We start from the raw sequence: 23,874 nt of genomic DNA on the forward strand, positions 1-23,874 counted from the left end.
TCGGGCCCGGCGTGATCCGCTCGGCCCGTCGCTCCCGGCGACGAGAGCAATGGTTAGCGGTCGGCGGAGCGGGCCGCAATGATGTGACGTACTACCCGACTTAGGATTGAATGACGTAAATGCCCTTTTTAGGTGGCTTGTCGCCAGTTCAGGGCGTTCCGTACCTACGACGCTCTATAGGATGTGATCTGGCTCCTATGGGGGGTGTCACGCATCCGGGGCCCTTTCGCGTGGTCCGCGGCGCGGTGCCGGCACCCTCCACAGCTCTCGTACAGGCCGCCGCGAGACCATCGCCCATGTCTGTCACCCCCACACCGGCGCCGGGCGCGATCCGGGTGCTGATCGTCGACGACGAGCCGGAACTGACGAACTGCTCCCGGTCGCGGTCAGAGCGGCGGGCTGCTGTGCCGCTCCGGGGCCGGCGGGGTCGTCGCGGAAGAGGGGGGCGGGTGCTCGGCGACCTGATGCTGGGTGAGCGGACCCGCGAGGTGCGCCGGGGCGGCACGCAGATCTCGCTCACCGCGAAGGAGTTCGACCGCCTCCCGCTCCCGCGCCCCCGGCGCCGCGAGCGGGGCGGGTCTCGGGCCGGCCATCGCGGCGGCGATCACCCAGGCGCACGGCGGCCGCGTCGAGGTGGGCGGCGCACCCGGCGACACCCGGTGCACCGTCACCCTGCCGCTCGCCCCTGCGAGCAGCCGTTCCGCCGGAACCGCCTGACGTCAGGGCACCGCCGGCCGCCCCTCCCCCGCACGCTGCCACCCCGGACGGACGCCCTCCCCGCCTGCCCGGCCCGCAGCAGCGCCGGGCGGGGGCCCTCACGGGTGTCCATGACCGTCAGGGCGTCTGCACGGGCGGTCTGCCGGAGCGTCCTGTCCGGCTCCTCGAAGAGCGCGCCGGCGGTGTCCCCGGGGGGAGGCCCGTCGGCGGCGCGGATCGCTGCCGCGGGCACCGCCCCGCACGTCGTGCTGCGGGTCGCCTGCCGACGGCACATGGTGGTGGTACGGCACGGGCGGCGGCGTCCGGCCGGGCATCCTGACCCCTGCGCCGTCGTTGTCCCTGACACCTCTCGATACCTCTGATACCTCTGATACCTCTAGTGCTTCAGATACCTCTGGTGCCTTCGTCGCCTCTGTTGGGGAGTCCGTCATGACCACACCCCGGGACCTGTTCCTCGTCACCGTGTACGACGCCGCCGCACGGCCCGTCGAGCAGGGTGACCTCTCGCTGGCGCTCGCGGGAGCCGAACTGGTCGATCTCATCGACGCCGGGGCGGTCACGCTCGACGGCGAGCTCATCGTGCCCGCGGCGGCGGGCGGGACGGCCGACCGCCTCCTCGACGAAGCGGTGGCGGCGCTGCGGCGGGAGACGCCGTACGAGTCGGTCGAGGACTGGCTGTGGCGGCGGGGGCGCGGCTTGGGCGCCGCCTATCTGGACGCCCTGGAGGCGGACGGGACCGTCGCCCGGCAGCGGCGGCGCTGGCTGCCGCTGCCGACCGGGCGGACGGAGGCCGCAGACTCGCCCGAGCGCGCGCAGGCGCACGAGCGCTGGGCGTCGGGTGAGCCGGTGCTCGCCGCCCTCGCGGCCGCGGTGGGGATCCGGGACGAGGCGGCCAAGGACCTCGCGAGTGCGGTCTCCGAGGCGATCGTGACGGTGGTGGCCGCCGTGGACGACGCCGTGACGGAACTGGCCGCCGTACGCCAGCGCCGGGAAATCGAGGACGCGGCCTTCGACAACGTCTGGCGCGGCCTGTAACGGCCGCCGTCTGCCCACCGGAGTGCCTGCCCCGGCCGTCGACAGCCCGGCCGCGTACGGTGGGGGCATGGCGCCGCCGCTTCCGGGCCCACTGGCCCATCTGGCCCCCCTGCTCGGCCACTACGGCTACTGGGCCGTCGGTGCCGTGGTCCTCGTGGAGGACTTCGGAGTCCCCGCCCCGGGGGAGACCATCCTGATCGCCGCGGGCGTCTACGCGGGGGCCGGTCAGCTGAACATCGTGGCCGTCGCGGTCATCGCGTTCGCCGCCGCCGTCATCGGGGACAACATCGGGTATCTGATCGGCCACACCGGCGGACGGGCCTTCGTGCACCGTTGGGGACGCTATGTGTTCCTGACCCCGGAGCGCTTCCGGAGGGCCGAGGAGTTCTTCACCCGCCATGGCGGCAAGATCGTCGTCGTCGCCCGCTTCGTGGAGGGGCTCCGCCAGGTCAACGGCATCATCGCGGGCACCAGCGGGATGCCCTGGCGCCGTTTCCTGGTCTTCAACGCCCTCGGCGCGGCACTGTGGGTCGGCCTGTGGACGAGCCTCGCCTATGTGACGGGCACCCACATCACCGCCGTCTACGACGCGATCAGCCGCTACCAGCGGTACGCGCTCATCGCCGTCGGCGTGCTCGTGGCCGCGCTCGTCGCCCGGCACCTCCTGCGCCGCCGGCGCCCGGCCTGACCGGAAGAGCGTTCACCCCTCCGCCTCGGCCCCGGGCACGGCCGGCACCGCCCGACGGCGGACGAGCGCTACCACCGCTCCCAGCCCGGTCAGGACCGCGAGCGCCCCGTAGCCGTAGGTGAGCGAGGCGAGCGTGGCGACCCCCGCGACCAGCAGCGGGCCTCCCGCGTCGCCGAGTTCGCGGCCGAGTTCGGCGGCACCCATGGTCTGCCCCAGTCGTTCGGCGGGGGTGCTCGTGGCCAGCGCGGCGAAGCCGAGCGGGGTGATCAGCCCGGTGCCGGCGCCGATCAGGGCGGCCCCGACCAGGATGCCGGTCAGTCCCGGCAGCATGGCGCAGGCCAGGCCCACGGCGGTGACCGACAGCCCCGCGGCGAGGCCGCTGCCGGTGCTCAGGCGCCGGTCGTCCAGGGCACGTCCGGCGCGTGGCTGGACCACTGCGGCGGTCGCGGCGAGCAGCGACACGGCGGCGCCGGTGGCGACCGTGTCCAGCCCGGCGGCGCGGCCGGAGACGGGCAGGAAGCCGACCCCGACCGAGAGTGCCGCGGTGGCGGCGGCCAGCGCGGAGGTGGGGGCGAGGAACACCGGGTCGGCGAGCCGACGGGCCAGGTCGAGGACGGTCTGGCGGGCTCTGGGCAGCGGCGGCACGGCGGGCACGGCGGACGCGGCCCACACGGCGACCGCCGCCCCCAGTACCGCGAGCACGGCGAACAGCAGTCGCAGTCCGCCGACCCGGACCAGAACGCCGCCGAGCAGCGGGCCGAGGGTGTAGCCGATGGACTTGTAGAAGCCGTAACCGCCGAAGGCACGGCCGTGCCGTGCGGCCGGGTTGAGCCGGGCGACGAGGGCGGAAGCCGACGGGGAGAACGCGGAGGCCGCGGCCCCCTGCCCGAGGCGCGCGGCCCAGAGCCAGCCGGGGCTGTCGGCGGCGACGTACAGCGCGGACGCGACGGCGAAGGACACCAGCCCGCCGAGCAGGACCGGACGGGCGCCGATCCGGTCGGCGAGGGTCCCGAACACCGGCTTCAGCAGCACCTCGGCGCCGTCGTACAGCGCGAGCAGCCCGCCCAGCACCAGCAGCGACATGCCCGCCTGGCCACCGAGGCTCGCGGCGATGCCGTGCGCCCCGAACGCGGTGGTGAACCCCGCGGCGTACAGCGGCCACATCTGCCGCGCCGACACGGGCCGCACCGTCATCGCTTGCCCCTTTGGGGTCTGCACTGCGGCCTCACCCGCTTCCGCACCTGCGTCCCGCCCTCGTCGAGGACGCCTCCGTACGCCTCCGTTCCCCGCAGACTATGCCCGCTCGCCCCGCCGACGGACTGCCCGGCGCGGGTGAACGAGCGGTTTCACCAGGTGTGGGCCACGTCCACCACGAGGTGGTTGGCCGTCTGGAAGACCCGGAACGGCAGCCGGGCGCGGACGCCGAGTCCGGCCTGGGTGTAGCCCTCGGAGCCACCGGTGACCTTGAACTCCCGGAACGTCCGGTACCCGGTGACGTCGACGGCAGGAAGCGGCGGGTAGGGCTGTCCGGTCGCCGGGTCGTAGCGCGGGGCGAACAGCGAGATCTCCAGAATGGCACCGCCCTTGATCGGCACCACGGCGTCGGACGGGTCCTGGTGCAGTACGTCGACGTAGCGGACGGTGTAGCCGATCGGGTCGGCGGCCGTGCCCTGCGCGTCGAAGACCAGGCGGTCGAAGCACTCGTGCTGTCCGGTCCGCACGTCGGTCAGTCGCCTGGAGGCGACCGGGTCACCGGTCTTGTCCAGGCCTCCCCACGTCACGGCACAGTTCACGGCCGTCGGCGCGGCCACCGCCGGAACCGCGCCGGTCAACAGCCCGCCGCCCGCCAGCATCATCGCGGCCACTGCAGTACCTGTTCGTCGCATGGCTACCCCCAGCAGCTCTCGCGTAGGTGTGTGTCTGTTCAGACCGGCGGCGCTGCGAAAGGTTGTACGTGGCGGAGAAGTCCCTTTCAGCCTGGTTGCAGTACGAAGTCGTACTCGACGAGCAGGTACGGAACCGCGAGCGTGCCGCCGTCGGGAGCCGTGCCCGCCGGTCGCTCGGCGAAGGGGGTGATCAGCGCGTCCCTGGTGCCGAAGACGACGTCGGAGTCGAGGTACTGGCCGCCCTCCTGGAACAGGTGGGTGGTCAGCTTCCGGTGGCCGGGTTCGTCGATGAGGAAATGGACGTGTGCGGGGCGGAAGTGGCTGATGTCCGTCCTCCGCATCAGGTCACCGACGGGGCCGTCCATGGGGATGGCGCAGCCGCGCGGGGCGATGGTGCGGATGCAGTACGTGCCGTCCTCGCGGGGGCGGTACTTGGCCCGCAGACGGGCCTCGTCGATGTCGGGGAGCTGGGCTTCGTAGGCGCCGTCGGCGTCGGCCTGCCAGACGTCGAGCACCACGCCGGGGAGGGGTTTGCCCTCGGTGTTCCTCACTTTGCCGGTGAGGAACAGCGGGGTGCCGTCGATGCCGTCCGACATGTCGAAGCCGTAGGGCGCGGTCGGCGAGCCGTCGACGTGGAACGGCCCGAGGACCGTGGCGGGCGTCGCCTGCGGCGCGAACCTGTTGTTCAACTGGACTACGAGGGTGCTCAGTCCCAGGACGTCGGAGGTGAGGATCAGCTCCTGGCGCTTGTCGTCGCAGGTCTGGCCGGCCGCGGTCAGCCACTCGATCGCGGCCGTCCACTCGTCCTCGGTGAGCCGCACCTCACGGGCGATTCGTGCAGATGACGGACGAGTGCGGTCATGAGCTCACCCAGCCGCGGGGAGTGCGCGGTGGCCCAGAGCCGGACGGCCAGCTCGGTGATGTTGTCCTCGTCGACGGACACGGTTGCGGCTCCTAGGTCTGCGGGCGGTCGCGGTGGAGGGCGGTGCGGCGGTCCGGGGGTCAGCCCTCGCGGCGTTCTCCCGTGAGGGGTTCCGGGGTGTAGGGGTCGGGTGCGACAGGGGTGTTGTTGAGGTCGACGGAGAGGAAGACGTCCTGTGCGACCGGATGGCGCAGTTCCTCGGCGAGCTGGCCGATCAGTCCGGCGGTACGGGCCGGCAGCGCGAAGCCGCGCAGCAGCGGCAGGAGCAGACCGAGGTCCGCGAGGGCGGCGCCGCAGACGCCCGCTCCGTTGAGCGGGAGCGTTCTGTTCAGTACGGCCGGGTGTACTCGTCCGATGGCGGCGAACAGGTGCAGGTGCGGCCCGAAGACGCCTTCCTCCTGTGCGATGCGCATCAGCCGCGGTGTGCGCGGATCACCTTCCTTGTGCACGTGGTGGCCGAGCCCGGGGACGAACTTCCCGGCCGCGCGCCGGTCCCGGACCGTGCGCAGGGCGATCTCGTCCCAGCCCGCCTCGTCGGTGGGCAGGGCGCCGTCCAGGGACTGCAGCACGTCGTGCAGGAAGCGGCCGGTGTCCTCCGTGACACCCAGGAAGCGGGAGCCGCCGCCGAGCAGCCCGGCGGCGAGCGCGCCCTGGACGGAGTCCGGCGCGGAGAGGTAGGTCAGGCGGGTGACCACGGTCGTCGACTGGTCCCACGGGCTCCAGACGGTCGACCACGCGGACGCCGCGGTGGACGCGCTGCAGGCGGTGCCCGGCCGGTTCGTCCTCGCCTACGGCAACATCCGGCAGGCGCCGGCGGAATGGACCGCGGCACCGGAGTTCCGGGACTTCGTGCGCCGCCGGATCACCGGCGACGACATGCTGGGCTTCCAGCTCGCCTTCGACGTCACCGGCGATCCCGCCTTCCCCGAGAAGCCCGCCTTCGAGGTGGCGCGCGACCTGGGCGTCGCCGTCACCACCCACGCCGCCGTCTGGGGCGCCACCGACGACGACGGCATCCGGCTGATGCACGAGCACGGATTCATGGGCCCCGAGACGGTGTACGTGCACGCCGCCACCCTGTCGGCGGACTCCTACCACCGCATCGCGGCGACCGGCGGCTCGGTCTCGGTGTCCACGGAGCGCGAGCAGAGCGCCGGCCAGGGCTATCCGACGACCTGGGCGATCCGCTCCCACGGCATCCCCGTCTCCCTGTCGATGGACACGAGCGTGTGGTGGAGCGGCGACCTGTTCTCCGCCATGCGCACCACGCTCGGCGCGGATCGCGCCCGCGAGCACCTGGAGGCCCACGCCGGCGGCGAGACCGTCACCCACTGCGCGCTGCGCGCCGACCAGGTGGTGGAATGGGCGACCCTCGGCGGTGCCAGGGCACTCGGCCGCGAGCAGGACCTGGGCAGCATCGAGGCGGGCAAGAAGGCCGACCTCGTCCTGCTGAGGAACGACCACTCGCCGGTCCCCTTCCCGGTGCTCAACCCCTACGGCCATGTGGCGTTCCAGGCCCAGCGCGGCGACGTGCACACCGTGGTCGTCGACGGCCGGGTGGTCAAGCACGACCACCGGCTGCTCGGCGTGGACCTGAACTCGGTGCGGCACACGGTCGAGCGGACCGTGGAGCACCTGCGGTCGGCCCTGGGCGAGGAGGCGTGGGTGAACGGCATGGACCCGGACGTCCCCGAGACGAAGGTCCTCGACAACCCGTACACGTACACCGACTACCGCAGCGCCTCGACGCACGGCCGCTGAACGGCGCGGGCCGGTGCCGGGCCTCACTTGAGGCCGCTGAGCATGACGCCCCTGATGTAGTGCTTCTGCAGCAACAGAAAGAGGACCAGGACCGGCAGGACGCTCAGGACCAGGCCGGCCATGACGATGGGCAGCGTGCGGGTGGGGTCGACGTAGTCCTGGAGGAACTGGATGCCGACGGGCAGGGTCATCACGTCCGGGTTGGCGGTCGAGACGAGCAGCGCCCAGATGTACTCGTTCCAGGCGTCGACGAAGGTGAGCAGACCGAGGGTGACCAGGACCGGCCTGGTCTGCGGGACGACGATCCGCCACCACACGGCGAACTCCCCGGCCCCGTCGATGCGCGCGGCCTCCAGGACCTCGTCCGGGATGGCGACCATGAACTGGCGCGTCAGGAAGATCCCGAAACTGCTGACGAGGAACGGCATGGCGAGCGCCACGATGCTGACGGTCAGGCCCGCGCCGCCGCGCCCGAACAGGTCGTTGCCGCCGGCCAGCGGCCAGTGCACCAGGATCAGGAAGTGCGGGATGAAGAACAGGAACGGCGGGAACATCATCGTCGACAGCACCAGACGGAAGACGAGGTCCCGGCCGGGGAAGCGGAGTTTGGCGAGCGCGTAGCCCGCGAGCGACGACGTGAGCAGCACCGAGCCGGTGATCAGGGCGGTGGCGACGACGCTGTTGCGGAAGAGCACCGGAAGGTCGAGCTGGTGGATCGCCGCCCGGTAGTTGGACAGGTCGAACGCCTTCGGCAGGAACCGGTACGGCAGCGTGCCGGCCTCGTCCGGTCCCTTGAAGGACGTCATCAGCATGTCGGCGAACGGCACCACCGTGAGCACCGCGCCGGTGACCACCAGCAGATACGACAGCCACGGGAAACGGCGGCGGATCACGCGTCCTCCCCCTTGCGCCTGAAGAGCCACAGCTGGACCAGCGTGACCGCCAGGACCACCGCGAACAGCACGAAGGCGGCGGCGCTCGCGGTGCCCCAGTCGCCGTAGGAGAAGGCCTGCCGGTACATCTCGAGCGCGGCCACGTTCGTCGCGTCGCCCGGTCCGCCCTTGGTCATCACGATGATCAGCGCGAAGGACTGGAGGCCGGTGAGGAACTGGGTGACGCACACGAACAGCAGGGACGGCCGCAGCAGCGGCAGCGTGATCCGCCGGAAGACGGTCGCGGGCCCCGCGCCGTCGAGTGCGGCGGCCTCGTAGTACGTCTCCGGGATGGACTTCAGTCCCGCCGTCAGGACGAGGACCGCCGAGCCGACGGAGGCCCAGGCCTGCACGACCACCACCGCGGGCAGCGCGGTGTCCGGGTCCTGGAGGAAAGCGACCGAGCCGAGCCCGACGGCGTTGAGGACGCCGTTGACGAGGCCGCCCGGCTGGTACATGTACTTCCACACGTTGCCGACGGCGACCACGGTCGTGACGATCGGCAGGAAGTACAGGGTGCGCCACAGCCCCTGGAAGCGCAGTCTGTCGATACAGGTGGCGACGAGCACCGACCCGGCGAGTGCGAGGGCCACGGTGCCGAGGGCGAAGAGCAGCGTGTTGGTGAGGACCGGCGCCAGGAACGTCGCCCCGTCGGCGAACAGGCCGGCGAAGTTGTCCAGGCCGGCCGGGTCGATGTCACCGAGGTCGAACCCGGCCCAGCGGGACGTCGACAGCAGCGCCGCGAAGCCGAGCGGCAGGGCGAGGAAGACGGCGTAGAACAGCAGCGTCGGCGCCAGGAAGAGATAGGCGACGACGGCCTGGCGGCGCCGGCGCCGGGCGTGGACGCGTACCCCTGTGGCGGCGGACCTGTCGCGCGCCGCCCGTTCGGTCGGCTCCGGTGCCAGGGTGGCGTTCACCATGACCGCGCCACCTCCTGGTCGACCTGGCGGCGGGTGGCGCGCAGGGCCTCGTCGACCGTCTGCTGACCGGTCCACAGCGCCTCGATGTTCTTGCGCAGCAGCGACTTGGCCTGCTGCGCGCCCGGCACGTTCGGTTCGGGTACGGCGTACGCCAGCGCGTCCAGGAACGGGTGCAGGTTCGGGTCGCCGCCCGCGCCGAGGAGCGTGCGCATGTCGTCGGCGCGGCCGGTCAGGGAGCCGACCGACGCCTGCAGCGCGCTCATCCGGCTCGTGCCGCGCACCTTGTCGGCGTTGAGCCAGCGCAGGAACTCCCAGGCCTCGCGCGGGTGCCGACTGGCGGTGTTGACGCCGAGCATGAAGCCGGTGGAGAGCGTGGCGCGCCTGCCGCCGGCGGCGGGGAGCGGTACCGGGGCGACGCCGACGTCACGGTAGGCCGGCCCCATCAGTGCCTTGAGGTTCGCGGTCCACCAGCCGGCGCTGATCACCATGGCCACCTGTCCGGAGGCGAACGCCTGGTAGACGTTGACGCCGGGGGCGCTCGCGCCCTTGTCGACGAGGCGGCGCTCCAGGCCGAACACGGCGCGGCCGGCCGGCGAGTCGATGGCGGTGCGCCTGCCGTCGGCCGAGACGAACCGCCCGCCGGCGGCGTTGAGCAGGGCGAGGGTCTGGCCGACGGTCGTGGAGTCGTCGAAGGCCGACAGGCCGAACCCCTGGACCAGCGTGTTGCCGTACCGGTCCTGCCGGGCGGTCCGGCAGGCGGCGTCCTCCAGCTCCGGCCAGGTGCGCGGGGGTCCGTCGATGCCGGCCTCGCGCAGCAGCCGCTTGTTGTAGTAGAGGGCGTAGGTCTGCATCTCGGTGGGGTAGCCGTAGACCCTGCCCCCGACCGATGCGGAGCCGACCGCGGCGGCGCCGTAGCCGTGGCCGATCTCCGCGGCGTGCTCGGGCGGCGCCGGCCGCAGCACCCCGGCGCGCACGAGTTGCCCGTTCCACAGACAGTACGGGTGCAGGATGTCCGTGCCCTGGCCCGCGGCCTGGCGGACCATGAAGGTGGTCAGCAGGTCGGTGAACTCGACGGCCTTCGTCCGCACCTTGACCCGGTCGTGCAGGGCGTTCCACTCGTCCACCGGCCGCTGGAGGGCCTTCTTGAGCTCCCCGCTGGCGTAGTGGGAGAGCAGGGTGAGGACGACCGGGTCGCCGGGCCGCCCGGTGCCCTGGTGGGGGGCCGCGCAGCCGGCGGCGAGGAGCGCCGAGGGCAGCGCGAGCGCGAAGTGACGCCGGCTCAGGGACGGTGTCACCGGGCGGTCTCCCTGCGCAGCACCTTGAACACCCGGGTCGTGGTGAAGCCGCTCTTGCGGTAGAGGTGACCCGCCGGGGACTGCGCGCCGGTCCACAGGAACCACGCGGAGTGCGCGCGGAGCGCCCGCATCCGCTCCAGGACCAGGTGGAGGAGGACTTCGCCGAGTCCGGTGCCGCGCATCTCCTCCAGCACGCCGATCGGCCCGAACCGCTCGTCCACCGCGTCGAAGGCGCCGTGCATCGCCCAGCCGACCATGCGGCCCCCGGGATCGCGGGCCACGACGATCCGGTCGAGCGGCGTGCCCGCGGCCAGGCACGCCCGGATCGTGCAGGCCCAGTCCGGGCCGAAGTGGTTCCCGGCGAGGGCGAGGAGGTCCACGAGGTCGTCGTCGGCCGGGGTGCCGAACCGGTAGCCCCGCGCGGTCAGGTCCTCCACGCGGAGCGCGATGGCGTCCGGGAGGCGGTAGCCGACCAGGACACGGTCCATCGCCGCCGCCTCGTACAGGGTGCGAAAGCCCAGGGAGTCGAGAAGCCCCGCCGCCTCGGGATAGGCCTCGGCGTCCAGGCCGGGGAAGACGTAGTTCGGGGTGTACGACGAGAAGTCCGCCCTCGTACGGCCGTGGCCGTGCAGCCAGTCGAGGGCCTCGGTCAGCAGCCGGCGGCCGAGACCGCGCCCTCGTGCCTCCGGGGCGACGAAGAAGAACGGGATCCAGCCCTGTTCGGGCTCCAGATCGGTGCCGGCCATCGGGACCCGCCGGCGCACCGCGTAGGCGGCGCCGACGACCCGTTCGCCGTCGACGGCGACCCGCAGCCCCTCCGGGTCGAAGTTGGGGTCGAGCAGCACCAGGGAGCGGAAGCGGTCCGGGGTGATGGGGTCGGCCGGCGCGCTCCGCCGCCACACCGCCACCACCTGCGGTCCGTCACCCGCGCGAAAGCCGCGGATCCCGGCCCGGGTCGTCGTCGCGAGAGTCGTGAGGTCGGTCATCGACGGGGGTGTCCTTCCGAGCGGTGCGGCGGGTGTCGGGGGTGCGGACGGGTTCGGGGGCGGTGCGGACGGGTTCGGGGACGTGGTGGGCGGCAGGTCTCAGGGGTAGAGCAGCACGTCGTCGCCGGCCCATCCGGCGGGCGGGGCCGGGGGGTCGCACAGCGGCAGCGGGTCGTCTCCGGCGTCGACGGTGTGCCGCAGCCGGTCGGACCCCCACAGCAGGTCGACGAAGTGACGGTGGCCGGTCCCCTCGGCGCCGCCGTCCGTGGTGTGCCAGGCGAAGTCGTCGGGGTACAGCCGCCGCAGCACGGCGAGCATCGCGACGGCGGTGCGTACGGGGGCGAACACCGCGCGGTCGGTGATGTGGAGCTGGACCCCCCGCAGCTGCCGTCCGGCGTGTCTGTGGAAGGCCGGGACGAACCGCAGGTCGCGGAAGTGCACGCCCGGCAGGGCGAGTTCGGCGAGCGCGGGGGCGAACCGGGCGTCGAGGTAGGGGGCGCCGACGATCTCGAAGGGCTGGGTGGTGCCCCGGCCCTCCGAGAGGTTGGTGCCCTCGAAGAGACTGGTGCCGGGGTACACGGTGGCGGTGGTGGGCGTCGGGATATTCGGCGAGGGGGCGATCCAGGGCAGGCCGGTGGCGGCGGCGTCCAGGCCGCGCCGCCAGCCGATGGCCTCGATCACCGTGAGGTCGGCCGCGCGGCCCGCCGCCCGGGGCACGGCCGAGGCGTTGAGGTACCGGGCGAGTTCGCCGCAGGTGAGGCCGTGCCGGACGGGGACCGGGGCGCGCCCGACGAAGCTGGCCCATGCCGGGTCGAGCAGCGGGCCCTCGCTGACGAGTCCGCCGAGGGGGTTGGGCCGGTCGGCGACCACGAAGCGGATACCGGTGCGGGCGGCCGAGACCATCAGGTCGAACATGGTCCACACATAGGTGTAGCACCGGGTCCCGATGTCCTGGAGGTCGTACACGAGGGCGTCGACGCCGCTGTCGATCAGCAGCTTGTCGAGCCGTTCGCCGTCGCACCGGTACGTGTCGTGGACCGGCAGGCCGGTGCCGGGATCGGTCCGGGCGGTCTCGCTCTCGCCGGCCTGGCCGGTCCCGTGCAGTCCGTGTTCGGGTCCGAACAGGGCGGTCAGCGGCGCGCCGGCCGCGAGCAGCGCCGGTGCGGCCGGGCGCAGGTCCGGCAGGACACCGGTGTGGTTGGTCACCAGCCCGAAGCGGCCGGGCCCGGCGAGTGCGGGCATGGCGTGCAGTCGTGCGATCCCGGTCGTCACCGTGCCGCGGTCGTCCGTGCTCATTCCTTGCCCCGTCTGCCGGTGACAGCTCTCTCAAGCAATGTTCGGGAATTTACTCTTATGTCGCCCAATTCCGGCAGGGAATCGCCGACATGGCAGTTCGGGCACGCCGGCGGCTCGCCGCCCGCGCCGCGGCCGCTGCGCGGTCCACGGGAGCGTCCGTCCGGGGAAGGGGACTGCCCCGATGGTGTGACCGCGCCGGCCGCGCCGACTCCGGTGCGGGTCGCGGACGTTGGATGAGGCATGGGCTTCAGTGACACCCCTTCTTCCGCCCACCGGTCCGACGCCTCCCGGCCGGACGGTCCCGGCCCGGGCGAGGAGGTCCCGGACCCGGCACCCCGGGCACCGCGGCCGTCGTCCGTGTGGCGGACCGCGATGGTCGGACTGTCGGCGCTCACCGTCGCGGTCGCCCTGGTCGTGGCGTTCGTGTGAGCCCGCGGCCGGGCCGACCGGACGTCACGACACGCCGGCAGGGGTCCCCCGGACGTGGGAGGTTTCCGTGTCGCTCGCCGATTAGGGTTCGGTGACGGTGTGTGATGGCACCGGACCCCGGTGTACCCGGGGTGTCCGCTGGTCACCGCTTTCACCGTTCACGAAGGACTTCACGATGCGCCTCCTCCGTCCGCTCGCCGTCGCTCTCGGCGGGCTCGCCCTCACCGTCGTCACCATGGGACCGGCGTCCGCCGCCGAGGGGACGTTCGTCTGGGTGGGGCCGAAGGGCAAGGCGTACGCCATCCAGAACCCGCCGGACCGCAGGTGCCTCGACATGGCGCAGGAGGCGCGCGGGCCGCAGAACGCCACGAAGAAGGCGCTCGTCGTCTACAGCAAGGCGAAGTGCAAGGGCACCGAACACCGGATCGCCCCCGGCCACTCGGCGTCCGGCAGCGTCCGCTTCGCCAGCGTGGTCTTCAACCCCCGCTGAGCAGGCGCCCCGCGGGGGCGCGGCAGACCGGGCACGCAAGCCGTGGCCCGTTCGGCTCTGCGGTGGCGCCGATCACTTCGCGGTGATCGGCGCCACCGGCCGTCTGGCGTGCCTGCCCCGTTTTCCCCGACGGCCCCCGCTGGCCCCCGCTGGCCCCCGCTGGCCGGGGCAGGGTCCGCGGCCACCGCGAAACCGGGACCGCCACGGCGCCGCGCCCTTCTCCCGGCCGCCCCTCACCTGGTCCCGGGCACCCCGCACCGCCCACCGGCCGACCCGCCGCCCCACCGCGACCACGCCGTACCGCGACCACGCCGTACCCCGGTCGGACCACGCGCCGACCCCGCCCGGCCGACGTCTTCCGGACCCCGCTGCCCGACGCGACCATCGGCCTGAGGGGCGCCCGGACGTCACAGGGGCGAGCGGGCGACCGTCATCACGTAGGCCCCGAACAGCAGCGAGACCGCGGCGAGGGCGCCGACGACGAGCACCGCCTGGGCGGGGCGCACGCGCCCGCTGCCGACCAGGGCGCGGGCGAGCGGGATCAGGAGGGGGAAGGCGGGGAGCAGGAAGCGGGGCTTGGAGGAGAAGGAGCCCGAGCCGCCCACGACCACCAGGACCAGCACGCCCGCGAAGACCACCAGGACCAGCGGGGCCCGGTCCAGGCAGAGGAGGCAGAAGAGCAGCAGCCCCGCCGCGACGATCACCAGGTCCGCCGTGTAGACGAAGCCGCCGCCGTGCAGCAGCAGGCCCTTGAGGAAGCTCAGTGAGCCCGCGCCGAAGTCGAAGCGGGAGCTCCAGGCGCGCTGCACCTCGAAGTAGCCGTGCAGGAGGTTGCCGGTTCGCCACCCGACCCACAGGACGTAGCCGAGCCAGCCGAGCGGGGCGCACAGGCAGCCGGCCCACAGGGCGAGCGGGACGCGGCCCCGGCGCCGTACCGCTTCGTACGCGCCCGCGGCCAGGACGGCCGCCGCGACCGCGAAGCCGCTGGGGCGGGACAGCCCGGCAAGCGCGGCCAGGCAGCCGGCCCACAGCCAGCGGCCCGTGAGCACGCAGTACAGCGACCAGGCCGCGAGGGCCGAGAAGAGGGACTCGGTGTACGCGACGGTGAGTTCGACCGACTGGGGCAGTACGGCCCACAGGACGACGAGCGCGGTGGCGACGGCTCGGCCGTACAGGTGGTCGCCGATCCGGTGGATGCCCCACGCGGCGACGACGGCGGCGGTCCAGGCGACGATCAGGGCGGCCTTGCCGGGGGTGAGCGGCAAGACCGTCGTCACCGCGCGGATGAGCCCGGGGTACAGCGGGAAGAACGCCCAGTCGGTCTGTACGGCCCCCTTGCGGGTGATCTCGATGAGGTCGCCGTAGCCGTGGACGGCGATGTGCAGGTACCAGCGGGCGTCCCACGCGTGGGCCAGGTTCCTGACCAGGGGGCGCCCCATGGCGTGGTTCGCCATGGCGACGGCGGCGACCCCGGCGAGCCGGACGGCCGCGAACAGGGCGAGGGCGGGCAGCAGGCCGGACGGGGCACGGCGGACGGGTGCGGGATGGGCGGGGCCGATCTGCGCGGCCGGCTCGGGCCGCGGGACGGAGGACGTGCTCACGCTTCGACCTTCGGCAGCGGCCCGCGACTCCGCAACACGACACGGAGGCTTCTTACGGTCTTCCGCCCGGGTTCAGAACTCCGCGACCCGCATCACACCCGGACCCCCTTGATCGATCATTCACCGGCCGGTTTAGCATATGAGCGCAACCCAGCTCGATCGAGAGATTCAGGTCTGTGACTGTCAACGACGACTCGTTCACCAACTGGAAGAACCGCGAGGAGATCGCGGAGTCGATGATCCCGCTCATCGGGAAGCTGCACCGGGAGCGGGACGTGACGGTCCTCCTCCACAGCCGCTCCCTGGTGAACAAGTCGGTGGTCAGCATCCTCAAGACCCACCGCTTCGCCCGCCAGATCGACGGTGCCGAGCTGTCGGTCACCGAGACGATGCCGTTCCTGCGGGCGCTCACCGCCCTCGACCTCGGCCCCTCCCAGATCGACATCGGCATGCTCGCCGCGACCCACAAGGCCGACGACCGAGGCCTGAGCGTGGAGGCGTTCACCGCGGAGGCGGTCGCCGGGGCCACCGGGGCCAACAAGATCGAGCAGCGTGAGCCGCGGGACGTCGTCCTGTACGGCTTCGGCCGCATCGGCCGCCTGGTCGCCCGGCTGCTCATCGAGAAGGCCGGCTCGGGCAACGGCCTGCGCCTGCGGGCCATCGTGGTGCGCGGAGCGGGCGGCGAGGACATCGTCAAGCGCGCCTCGCTGCTGCGCCGCGACTCCATCCACGGCCAGTTCCAGGGCACGATCACCGTGGACGAGGAGAGCAGCACGATCCTCGCCAACGGCAACGAGATCAAGGTGATCTACGCCGACGACCCGAGCGCCGTGGACTACACCGAGTACGGCATCCGGGACGCGATCCTCATCGACAACACGGGCAAGTGGCGGGACCGCGAGGGCCTGTCGAAGCACCTGCGCCCGGGCATCGAGAAGGTCGTCCTGACCGCGCCGGGCAAGGGCGACGTCCCGAACATCGTGCACGGCGTCAACCACGACACCGTCAAGCCGGACGAGCAGATCCTGTCCTGCGCCTCCTGCACCACCAACGCGATCGTGCCGCCGCTGAAGGCCATGGCCGACGAGTACGGGGTGCTGCGCGGTCACGTGGAGACGGTCCACTCGTTCACCAACGACCAGAACCTGCTCGACAACTACCACAAGTCCGAGCGCCGCGGCCGGTCCGCGCCGCTCAACATGGTCATCACCGAGACGGGTGCCGCCTCCGCCGTCGCCAAGGCGCTGCCGGACCTCAAGGCGCGGATCACCGGCAGCTCGATCCGGGTCCCGGTCCCGGACGTGTCGATCGCGATCCTCAACCTCCAGCTGGCCCGCGAGGCCTCCCGCGCGGAGGTCCTCGACTACCTCCGCGAGGTGTCGCTGACCTCGCCGCTGAAGCGGCAGATCGACTTCATCACCGCCCCGGACGCGGTCTCCAGCGACTTCATCGGCTCGCGCCACGCGTCGATCGTCGACGCCGGCGCGCTGAAGGTGGAGGGCGACAACGCGATCCTCTACCTCTGGTACGACAACGAGTTCGGCTACTCCTGCCAGGTGGTCCGGGTCGTCCAGCACGTCTCTGGCGTCGAGTACCCGACGTTCCCGTCCCCGGCGGTCTGACACCCCTCGCTCCCGACGGCCCGGCTCCTGTGCGCACAGGAGCCGGGCCGTCCGCGCTCTTGACGCGATCACGGCCCGATGGCAGCTTTTTATCGATACAAACGACGGTCGCATCATCGACTTGGCGAACGGCGTTCCGTATCTCGAACAATCGGCTTCCCGGACAGGAGTTGCGCGCGTGCCCACCGCCACCGCGATCATCAACCTCGACATCGAGGGCCCGACGATCAGCCGCCACCTCTACGGCCACTTCGCCGAACACCTGGGCCGCTGCGTCTACGGCGGCTTCTGGGTCGGCGAGGACTCCCCCGTCCCCAACGAGGGCGGCATCCGCCTCGACGTCGTGTCGGCGCTGCGCGCCCTGGGCATCCCCAACCTGCGCTGGCCGGGCGGCTGTTTCGCCGACGAGTACCACTGGCGGGACGGCGTCGGCCCGCGCGGGCAGCGGCCCCGGATGGTCAACACCCACTGGGGCAACGTCGAGGAGAACAACCACTTCGGCACCCACGAGTTCATGGCCCTGTGCGAACTCCTCGGCGCCGAGCCCTACATCAGCGGCAACGTCGGCTCCGGCACCGTCCGCGAGATGAGCGAGTGGGTGGAGTACCTCACCCGGGACGGCGACAGCCCGATGGTCAGGCTGCGCAAGGAGAACGGCCGCGAGGAGCCGTGGCGCGTGAAGTACTGGGGCATCGGCAACGAGACCTGGGGCTGCGGCGGCAACATGCGCGCCGAGTACTCCGCGGACCTGGCCCGCCAGTACGCCACCTACTGCCGCGACCACGGCGACAACAAGCTCTACCGGATCGCCTCGGGCGCCTCCGACGCCGACTACAAGTGGACCGAGACGCTGATGCAGCAGATCAGCTGCTTCGGCTGCGAGGCCACCCCGAAGAACTTCTTCCAGGGCATCTCCGTCCACTACTACACGCTCTCCGGCCCCTGGGAGGCCAAGGGCAGCGCCACCGGCTTCGGCACGGACGACTACTACCGCACGATGGTGTCCGCCCACCGCATCGACCGCATCCTCACCGGCCACTCCACGGTCATGGACGTCTACGACCCGGGGCGCACCGTCGGCCTCGTCCTGGACGAGTGGGGCACCTGGTGGGACGTGGAACCCGGCACCGACCCGGGCTTCCTCTTCCAGCAGAACACCCTGCGCGACGCGCTGGTGGCGAGCACCCACTTCGACATCTTCCACAAGCACGCGGCCCGCCTGCACATGGCCAACATCGCCCAGACCGTCAACGTGCTCCAGGCCATGCTCCTCACCGACGGCGACGCCCTGGTCCTGACCCCGACCTACCACGTCTTCGAGATGAACAAGGGCCACCAGGACGCCACCTCGCTCCCCGTGCACCTGCGCGGCGAGGACACCCGGCGCACGGTCGGCGACACGGAGCTGGAGACGGTGTCCGCCTCGGCCAGCGTCAAGGACGGCACCGTCCTGATCTCGCTGAGCAACCTGGACGCGGAGGAACCGGCCGAGGTCACCCTCGACCTGCGCGGCGGCAGCCTCGGCGAGCCGGCCGCCCGGATCCTCACGGCCGACACGCTCCAGGCCCACAACACCCCAAAGGCCGCGACGGCCGTCTCCCCCACCGCGTTCGACGGCGTGTCCGCGACCGCCGGCGGACTGCGGCTCACCCTCCCGCCCCACTCGTTCGTCACCGTCCAGGCGCCCCTGGACCGGCGCTGACCCGCAGGAGCGCGCACATGACCCGATCCGCACGCCCGCTGCCCGCCCGTCATCTGCGGCCGCCCATGGGCTGGAACAGCTGGGACTGCTACGGCACCACCGTCACCGAGGAAGAGGTCCTCGCCAATGCCGGGTTCATGCGCGAGCACCTGCTCCCGCACGGCTGGGACACCGTCGTCGTCGACATCCAGTGGTACGAGCCCACCGCCCGCGCCCACGGCTACAACCCGGACGCCCCGCTCGTCCTCGACGGCCACGGCCGCCAGCTCCCCGCGCCCAACAGGTTCCCCTCCGCCGCCGGCGGGGCGGGTTTCGGGCCGCTGGCCGCGCGGGTGCACGGCATGGGCCTGCGGTTCGGGCTGCACGTCATGCGGGGCGTCCCACGGCGCGCGGTCGAGGCCGCACTGCCCGTGCTCGGCACGGAGTTCACAGCGGCGGACGTCGCCGACACCGATTCCGTGTGTCCCTGGAACTCGGACAACTACGGCCTGAACCACGACCACCCCGGCGCCCAGGCCTATTACAACGCCCAGGTCGCCCAGTTCGCCGACTGGGGCGTCGACTTCGTCAAGGCCGACGACATGCTCTTCCCGTACCACGATCGGGAGATCGCCGCCTACGCGCGGGCGATCGAGCGCAGCGGCCGGGCCATCGAGCTCAGCCTCTCCCCCGGTACCGACCTGTCCGTCGCCCGTCTGGAGCACCTGCGGGAGCACGCCACCATGTGGCGGGTCTGCGACGACCTGTGGGACCGCTGGGAGGACGTCGAGGCGCAGTTCGCGCGGATGGCCCGCTGGGCTCCCTGGCAGGGCGGGCCGGGCTGGGCGGACGCCGACATGCTGCCGCTCGGCCACATCGGGATCCGCGCGGAGCGCGGCGCGGACCGCCAGTGCGCCCTCACCCACCCCGAGCAGGTCAGCCTGCTCACTCTCTGGCTGATCTCGCGTTCGCCGCTAATGATGGGCGGCGACCTGCCCACCTCCCGCCCCGAGACCATCGCGCTGCTCACCAACGACGAGGCCCTCGACGTCCTGTGGCACAGCACCGGCAACCAGGAGGTGCTGCGGGAGCGGGACCTCGTGCTCTGGACCGCCGGGGACACGGACGGGCACACCCGGTACGCGGCGGTGTTCTCGCTCGCGGACGAGGAGCGGCGCTTCGAGGTGCCGCTGGGATCGATCGGTGCCACCTCCCGAGACCGCGTCCGGGAGGTGTGGACCGGCACGGACACCGCTCACGACGGCCGGCAACTGGTCGCCGTGCTGCCCGCCCACGGCGCCGCCCTCTATCGTCTTGCCGAGGACAGCCGGCGGGAGTGAGTGTGGCGACGATCCAGGACGTGGCGAAGGCGGCCGGGGTGTCGGCGATGACCGTCTCCAACGTGATGAACGGGCACCCCAACGTCCGCGCGGCCACCCGCGAGCGGGTCCTGGAGGCGATGGACCGGCTCGGCTATCGGGTCAACGTGGCCGCCCGCAACCTGCGCAAGGGCCGTACCGGCACCATCGGCCTGGCCGTCCCCGAGATCAACCGCCCCTACTACGGCCGGCTGGCCGCCTCGATCATCGCGGCGGCGGCCGGGCACGGCCTGCGGGTGAGCATCGAGCAGACCGGCGCCCGCCGGGAGAGCGAGCTGGCGGCTCTCTCGCTGTCCCGCAACCGGCTCTACGACGGTCTCATCCTGAGCACGGTCGGCATGGGCCCGGCCGATGTCGGGGCGCTCGACGTCGACCATCCGGTGGTGATCCTCGGTGAGCGGATCTTCGGCGGGCCCGTCGACCATGTCGCCATGCCCAACGAGGCCGCCTCCGAGGCCGCGACCCGCCATCTCGTCGAGCGGGGCTGCCGGCGGATCGCCATCGTGTGCGGGCGGCTGGGCGCCGAGGCCGACGTGTCGAGCCTGCGACACGCCGGGTATCTGCGGGCACTGGCGGCCGCGGGGCTGCCGGCCGACCCGGAGCTGGTGGTGACGGCCGAGTCGCTCACCATGCAGGAGGCCGCCCGCGGCATCCGTGAGCGGATGGCGCGGGGCCTCGGCTTCGACGGGGTGTTCTGTGTGACGGACACGGTGGCCATGGGCGCGCTGCGCGCTCTCGCGGACGGCGGGATCCGGGTGCCGGAGCGGGTCAAGGTGATCGGCTTCGACAACGTCGACGAAAGCGCGTACCTCGTCCCCTCCCTGTCCACCGTCGACCCGGACCACGACCTGATGGCCGAGCGCGCGGTCGCCCTGCTGGCGGCCCGCATGGACCGGGGCGGGCCGGGACCGGAACGGGAGGAGTTCGCCGGTCCGTTCCGCCTGGTGGTGCGGGAGTCCACGGGCGGCTGACCCGGCGGCACCGGTGCGGTGTCAGACCAGGTGGGCGAAGACCACCAGGTTCGCCGTGTAGTCCCTGACATCGTGGTCGTAGTCGCCGGCGCAGGTGATCAGGCGCACCTCGGGGCGGCGGGTGTCCGCGTAGACGCGGTCGCTGGGGAAGTCGTCCTTGGCGAAGGTCTCGGCGTCGTCGACCACGAAGTCCGCGTCCGTGCCGTCGGCCCGGCTCACCGTGAACCGGTCGCCGCGCTCGAGTTCGTCCAGCCTGGCGAAGACGGCCGCGGAGGTCACGGTGTCGACGTGGCCCGCGATGATCGCGGTGCCCGCCTCGCCGGGTGCCGCACCCCTGGAGTACCAGCCGACGAGGTTGGTGTTGGCGGCCGGCGGGGGCTGGAGCTGGCCCGTGGAACCGATGGTGAGGGCGGTGAAGGGAGCGTCGACGGCGATCTTCGGGATGAGCAGGCGGGTCGGCGTGGACCGGGGCAGCGCCTCACCGGTCCGGCGGGGATCGGACGAGGGTACGGCGTCGGTGCTCTCGGCCCTGGTGGTGCCGGTGGTGCCGGTGACGTCGGAGCCGCCCGTGTGTCCGCCGATCAGCGCCACGGCGACGAGCAGGACGGCGATGCCCCACACGGGCAGCCGGCCGCCGGACGGGGGGCTGCCGGGGCCGTCCTCGTCGCCGGGACCGGCCGGGGCGTCGGGGTGGGGCGGGGTGGGCTTGGTGGGGGTGGTGGGGCCAGCTGCCATCGGAGGTCACCTTTCTGGGGCACGGCAGCGGGAGGGCGGGACACAGGTGGCGCGGTGCCGTCGGAGTGTGGAGCGCCGACGGCACCGCGGCCGCATGCGTGGGCCCATCAGGACGCGGACCCGGGGACTCTCCTGCGCCGCAGCGCGTAGGCACCGGTGGCCGCTACGCCGAGCACGGCCAGCCCGCCCGCGGTGACACCGGACGTGGCGAGGGCGCCGCCGCCGGTGTGCATGCCGCCGTGCGGCCGGTCGCTCCCCTCGTCGTCGCCGCCCCACGAGGAGCCGCCCTCGTTCTTCCCCTTGCCCCCCTGGTCCTGCTTGCCCCCCTGGTTCTTGCCTCCCTGGTTCTCCTTGCCTCCCTGGTCCCCCTTCTCCTCGTCGTCCTGGCCCTTGTAGGTGTCGGGGTCGAACTTGCTGTCGTTGCTGCTGTAGGAAGAGTCGTCACGGCCTCCGTTGTCAAAGTCGCCCGCGACCGCGGCCTGGGCTGCGGGGGCGGAGAACGCGAGGGCCGCGGTGGCGGCCGTCGTCGCGAGGATCATGCGGGCAGAACGCATCTCGATGTCCTTCCGCCGTGGCCGGGCGCCGATACTCCATCAGCTGTAACGACCCGGCCCGACATGAACCACCGTCAGCCAGCCCCGCGTCGCGCACCATCCAGGCCGCCCATCCGTGGTCACGACACGCCCAACACCGCCCGGCTGGGTCAATCCCCCGGCGGCACGCACCGCCATTCGGGCGGTCCTGGGCCCGTCGTCGGCGTGTCGCCGCGGGACGGGCCCGTCGTGGACTCAGTAGCCGACGTGGAAGGTGGCGTCGGCCCGGTCCGTGCTCGTGGAGACGGGATCGATGCGCAGCACGAAGTCGGAGTGGCGGATGTAGCGCGTCGGGTAGTTGTACGAGCGGAACGAGGACCAGGAGGAGTCGGCGAGACCGGCGGTCCGGTAGAACGTGGCGTCCTCGGCGAACGTCGCGGTGCTGTCGTTCTCGTCGAGCCGCAGCTGGTAGTCGTAGTGGCGCAGGTAGCGGGTCGGGTAGTTCACCGACTGGAAGGACACGCCGCCGCTGTCGGCCAGGCCGGGGACCAGCTTCCACATGCCGTCGGTGTACGGGTCGAAGGCGTACTCGTCGATCCGGCCGACGAAGTTGCTGTGCCGGACGTACCTGGCCGGGTAGTTGTAGGACTTCAGCCGGTTCCAGGTGGGGGTGCCCCACTTGGCGACGAGGTTGTCGTACTCCGTCGCGGTGATGGGCTGGATGCCGCAGTGCTTGGAGTTGAGCGGCTGGGTGTAGGTCTTCTGGTCGAGGGCGGTCCAGGTGCCGGCGGACAGGGCGCTGGTCTGCCAGGCGTAGAAGACGCCGTTGGGGTCCCAGGTGTCCCCCCAGAGATACCAGGTGGAGCCGGTCGTGAGGGACTTGACCAGGGTCGGGGCCTCGGTGCCGTTGTGCGAGACGGCCGTGGAGAACTCGGTGAAGCTGCCCGGGTCCAGTGAGGTCGAACGGGCTCCGACGAGCGTCGAGTTCTTCTTGAAGTACAGGTAGTTGACGCCGCCCACGCCGACGGCGAGGTCGCCGTCGATGACGTCGTAGCCGGGGTCGAAGAAGACCTGGGGGTCGCCGGCGGTCGCGAAGTCGGCGGTGTAGTTGATCATGATGACGTTGTGGCCGCTGTCGTTGACGGCGGAGTAGATGACGCCGTACGTGCCGCGTCCGGCGTCCCAGAAGGCCTCCGGCGCCCAGGCGTGGGTGTTCATGTCGTGCAGCTTCATCCGCCGGTAGCCGGTGAAGCTGCGCAGGTCGGTGGAGTCCCAGACGTGGATGTACTGGCTGACGTAGGACCAGTCGGTGCCGTACAGGTCGGTGGCGAGCACCACGAAGGTGCCGTCCTGCTTGCGCAGGATGAACGGGTCGCGTAGGCCGAGGGAGCCCGCGGTGGGGGTGGCGACGGGGTCGTTCTGGTTGAGCGGGGTCCACTGGAGGCCGTCGGCGCTGACGGCCAGGTGCAGGCCGTAGTTGGCGGCCAGCATGTCCGGGGACTCGGTGAAGTAGCACATCACGTAGGCCGAGTTGGCCGCGGCCCGGGCGGATCCGGCGCCGAGGGCGAGGGCGCCGGTGGCGGCGAGCGGGACGGTCGCGGCCGCACCGAGGAAGTGGCGGCGCGACAGGGGGGTGCCGTTCATGTGCGCTCCAGACGAGGGGGGGATGTCCGGGATTTCGGACGCGGTTCGGGAAACCGATCAGAAACTAGAGGGGTGCGTGGGGCGCGTCAATGCTTGTGCAACAAGGGAGTTACTGGGAATTCACTGTGCGCGGCGACGCCGCGAGGCTGTCGAAATTCGCCTGTTAGGTCAGCCACCGGACGTCGAAGACGGTGTCGGTGTACACGACGACGTTGAAGAAGAAGGCCGCTCTCGGGGTGAAGGTGCAGACGCACCTGCTGAACACCCACACCTACAAGGTGCGGTTCACGCTGCACGGCTCGGGGTGGAACTGCGCCGTCGACCAGGGGACCTGGGGCTCGTGATCCCGCC

The 23,874-nt window shown here is 72.1% G+C and carries 23 protein-coding genes and 1 pseudogene; 10 read left to right on the plus strand and 14 right to left on the minus strand.

Going from position 1 to position 23,874, the window contains the following annotated elements; all coding sequences use genetic code 11:
- Window positions 1–386 precede the first annotated feature (386 nt).
- On the minus strand, window positions 387–671 hold the full coding sequence (locus JF597_RS55550) for a hypothetical protein (RefSeq protein WP_366916408.1): 285 nt from the start codon (window positions 669–671) through the stop codon (window positions 387–389).
- Between the two features lie 475 nt (window positions 672–1,146).
- Between JF597_RS55550 and JF597_RS16525 the strand changes: the two genes are divergently transcribed.
- Complete coding sequence (locus JF597_RS16525) at window positions 1,147–1,752, plus strand: GPP34 family phosphoprotein (RefSeq protein WP_293995002.1); 606 nt, start codon at window positions 1,147–1,149, stop codon at window positions 1,750–1,752.
- A gap of 67 nt (window positions 1,753–1,819) precedes the next feature.
- The gene (locus JF597_RS16530; protein ID WP_293995004.1) at window positions 1,820–2,440 is read left to right on the plus strand and encodes a DedA family protein; all 621 of its coding nucleotides are present in this window, start codon (window positions 1,820–1,822) and stop codon (window positions 2,438–2,440) included.
- A gap of 12 nt (window positions 2,441–2,452) precedes the next feature.
- Here JF597_RS16530 and JF597_RS16535 read toward each other — a convergent pair whose 3' ends face one another.
- From JF597_RS16535 to JF597_RS16550, 4 genes and pseudogenes are all read right to left on the minus strand, one after another.
- Window positions 2,453–3,634 carry an MFS transporter gene (locus JF597_RS16535; protein WP_293995006.1) on the minus strand — a complete coding sequence of 394 codons (1,182 nt, stop codon included), beginning with the start codon at window positions 3,632–3,634 and terminating at the stop codon, window positions 2,453–2,455.
- 152 nt (window positions 3,635–3,786) lie between these two features.
- On the minus strand, window positions 3,787–4,293 hold the full coding sequence (locus JF597_RS16540; RefSeq protein WP_293995107.1) for a hypothetical protein: 507 nt from the start codon (window positions 4,291–4,293) through the stop codon (window positions 3,787–3,789).
- A gap of 119 nt (window positions 4,294–4,412) precedes the next feature.
- Complete coding sequence (locus JF597_RS16545) at window positions 4,413–5,147, minus strand: dioxygenase (protein WP_293995008.1); 735 nt, start codon at window positions 5,145–5,147, stop codon at window positions 4,413–4,415.
- A 181-nt stretch (window positions 5,148–5,328) separates the two neighbouring features.
- A pseudogene (locus tag JF597_RS16550) lies at window positions 5,329–5,943 on the minus strand (citrate/2-methylcitrate synthase); the annotation flags it as partial.
- Window positions 5,944–6,013: 70 nt separating this feature from the next.
- Here JF597_RS16550 and JF597_RS16555 point away from each other — a divergent pair.
- On the plus strand, window positions 6,014–7,009 hold the full coding sequence (locus tag JF597_RS16555) for an amidohydrolase family protein (RefSeq protein ID WP_366916409.1): 996 nt from the start codon (window positions 6,014–6,016) through the stop codon (window positions 7,007–7,009).
- A 23-nt stretch (window positions 7,010–7,032) separates the two neighbouring features.
- Here the strand turns inward: JF597_RS16555 and JF597_RS16560 are convergent, their stop codons facing one another.
- From JF597_RS16560 to JF597_RS16580, 5 genes are all read right to left on the minus strand, one after another.
- Window positions 7,033–7,902, minus strand: a complete 870-nt coding sequence (locus tag JF597_RS16560; protein WP_293995015.1) for a carbohydrate ABC transporter permease — start codon at window positions 7,900–7,902, stop codon at window positions 7,033–7,035.
- Entirely contained in the window at window positions 7,899–8,861 is a 963-nt protein-coding gene (locus tag JF597_RS16565) for a carbohydrate ABC transporter permease (RefSeq protein ID WP_293995018.1), read from the minus strand. Before JF597_RS16565 ends, JF597_RS16560 begins: the two co-directional genes overlap by 4 nt.
- The gene (locus JF597_RS16570) at window positions 8,855–10,156 is read right to left on the minus strand and encodes an ABC transporter substrate-binding protein (protein ID WP_293995021.1); all 1,302 of its coding nucleotides are present in this window, start codon (window positions 10,154–10,156) and stop codon (window positions 8,855–8,857) included. The genes JF597_RS16565 and JF597_RS16570 overlap by 7 nt, the downstream gene beginning before the upstream one ends.
- On the minus strand, window positions 10,153–11,142 hold the full coding sequence (locus JF597_RS16575) for a GNAT family N-acetyltransferase (RefSeq protein WP_293995023.1): 990 nt from the start codon (window positions 11,140–11,142) through the stop codon (window positions 10,153–10,155). The genes JF597_RS16570 and JF597_RS16575 overlap by 4 nt, the downstream gene beginning before the upstream one ends.
- 99 nt (window positions 11,143–11,241) lie before the next feature.
- Window positions 11,242–12,438 carry a DUF1343 domain-containing protein gene (locus JF597_RS16580; protein WP_293995026.1) on the minus strand — a complete coding sequence of 399 codons (1,197 nt, stop codon included), beginning with the start codon at window positions 12,436–12,438 and terminating at the stop codon, window positions 11,242–11,244.
- 240 nt (window positions 12,439–12,678) lie between these two features.
- Here JF597_RS16580 and JF597_RS16585 point away from each other — a divergent pair, with 240 nt between their 5' ends.
- The gene (locus JF597_RS16585) at window positions 12,679–12,867 is read left to right on the plus strand and encodes a hypothetical protein (RefSeq protein ID WP_293995028.1); all 189 of its coding nucleotides are present in this window, start codon (window positions 12,679–12,681) and stop codon (window positions 12,865–12,867) included.
- Window positions 12,868–13,042: 175 nt separating this feature from the next.
- Window positions 13,043–13,357 carry a hypothetical protein gene (locus tag JF597_RS16590; protein WP_293995029.1) on the plus strand — a complete coding sequence of 105 codons (315 nt, stop codon included), beginning with the start codon at window positions 13,043–13,045 and terminating at the stop codon, window positions 13,355–13,357.
- Between the two features lie 407 nt (window positions 13,358–13,764).
- On the opposite strand, the gene JF597_RS16595 is transcribed toward JF597_RS16590, so the two are convergent.
- Window positions 13,765–14,958 (minus strand): hypothetical protein, encoded by a 1,194-nt coding sequence (locus JF597_RS16595; RefSeq protein WP_293995030.1) that lies wholly within the window; start codon window positions 14,956–14,958, stop codon window positions 13,765–13,767.
- Between the two features lie 176 nt (window positions 14,959–15,134).
- On the opposite strand from JF597_RS16595, the gene JF597_RS16600 reads away from it, so the two are divergent.
- The 4 genes from JF597_RS16600 to JF597_RS16615 all read left to right on the plus strand — a co-directional run bounded on the left by JF597_RS16600 (window position 15,135) and on the right by JF597_RS16615 (window position 20,611).
- Entirely contained in the window at window positions 15,135–16,580 is a 1,446-nt protein-coding gene (locus JF597_RS16600; protein WP_293995031.1) for a glyceraldehyde-3-phosphate dehydrogenase, read from the plus strand.
- 178 nt (window positions 16,581–16,758) lie between these two features.
- Entirely contained in the window at window positions 16,759–18,282 is a 1,524-nt protein-coding gene (locus tag JF597_RS16605; protein WP_293995034.1) for an alpha-L-arabinofuranosidase C-terminal domain-containing protein, read from the plus strand.
- Between the two features lie 17 nt (window positions 18,283–18,299).
- Window positions 18,300–19,601, plus strand: coding sequence for an alpha-galactosidase (locus JF597_RS16610; RefSeq protein WP_293995038.1), 1,302 nt, complete (start codon window positions 18,300–18,302; stop codon window positions 19,599–19,601).
- Between the two features lie 2 nt (window positions 19,602–19,603).
- Entirely contained in the window at window positions 19,604–20,611 is a 1,008-nt protein-coding gene (locus JF597_RS16615; protein WP_293995041.1) for a LacI family DNA-binding transcriptional regulator, read from the plus strand.
- A 21-nt stretch (window positions 20,612–20,632) separates the two neighbouring features.
- Here JF597_RS16615 and JF597_RS16620 read toward each other — a convergent pair whose 3' ends face one another.
- The 3 genes from JF597_RS16620 to JF597_RS16630 form a co-directional block, all read right to left on the minus strand.
- Window positions 20,633–21,346, minus strand: coding sequence for a class F sortase (locus JF597_RS16620; RefSeq protein WP_293995043.1), 714 nt, complete (start codon window positions 21,344–21,346; stop codon window positions 20,633–20,635).
- A 107-nt stretch (window positions 21,347–21,453) separates the two neighbouring features.
- The gene (locus JF597_RS16625) at window positions 21,454–21,900 is read right to left on the minus strand and encodes a hypothetical protein (protein WP_293995046.1); all 447 of its coding nucleotides are present in this window, start codon (window positions 21,898–21,900) and stop codon (window positions 21,454–21,456) included.
- Between the two features lie 234 nt (window positions 21,901–22,134).
- Entirely contained in the window at window positions 22,135–23,523 is a 1,389-nt protein-coding gene (locus JF597_RS16630; RefSeq protein ID WP_293995049.1) for a glycoside hydrolase family 43 protein, read from the minus strand.
- Window positions 23,524–23,720: 197 nt separating this feature from the next.
- Between JF597_RS16630 and JF597_RS16635 the strand changes: the two genes are divergently transcribed.
- Window positions 23,721–23,867 (plus strand): hypothetical protein, encoded by a 147-nt coding sequence (locus tag JF597_RS16635; protein ID WP_293995052.1) that lies wholly within the window; start codon window positions 23,721–23,723, stop codon window positions 23,865–23,867.
- Window positions 23,868–23,874 lie beyond the last annotated feature (7 nt).

The sequence above is a fragment of the Streptomyces sp. genome (assembly GCF_019510245.1).
Lineage (GTDB): Bacteria > Actinomycetota > Actinomycetes > Streptomycetales > Streptomycetaceae > Streptomyces.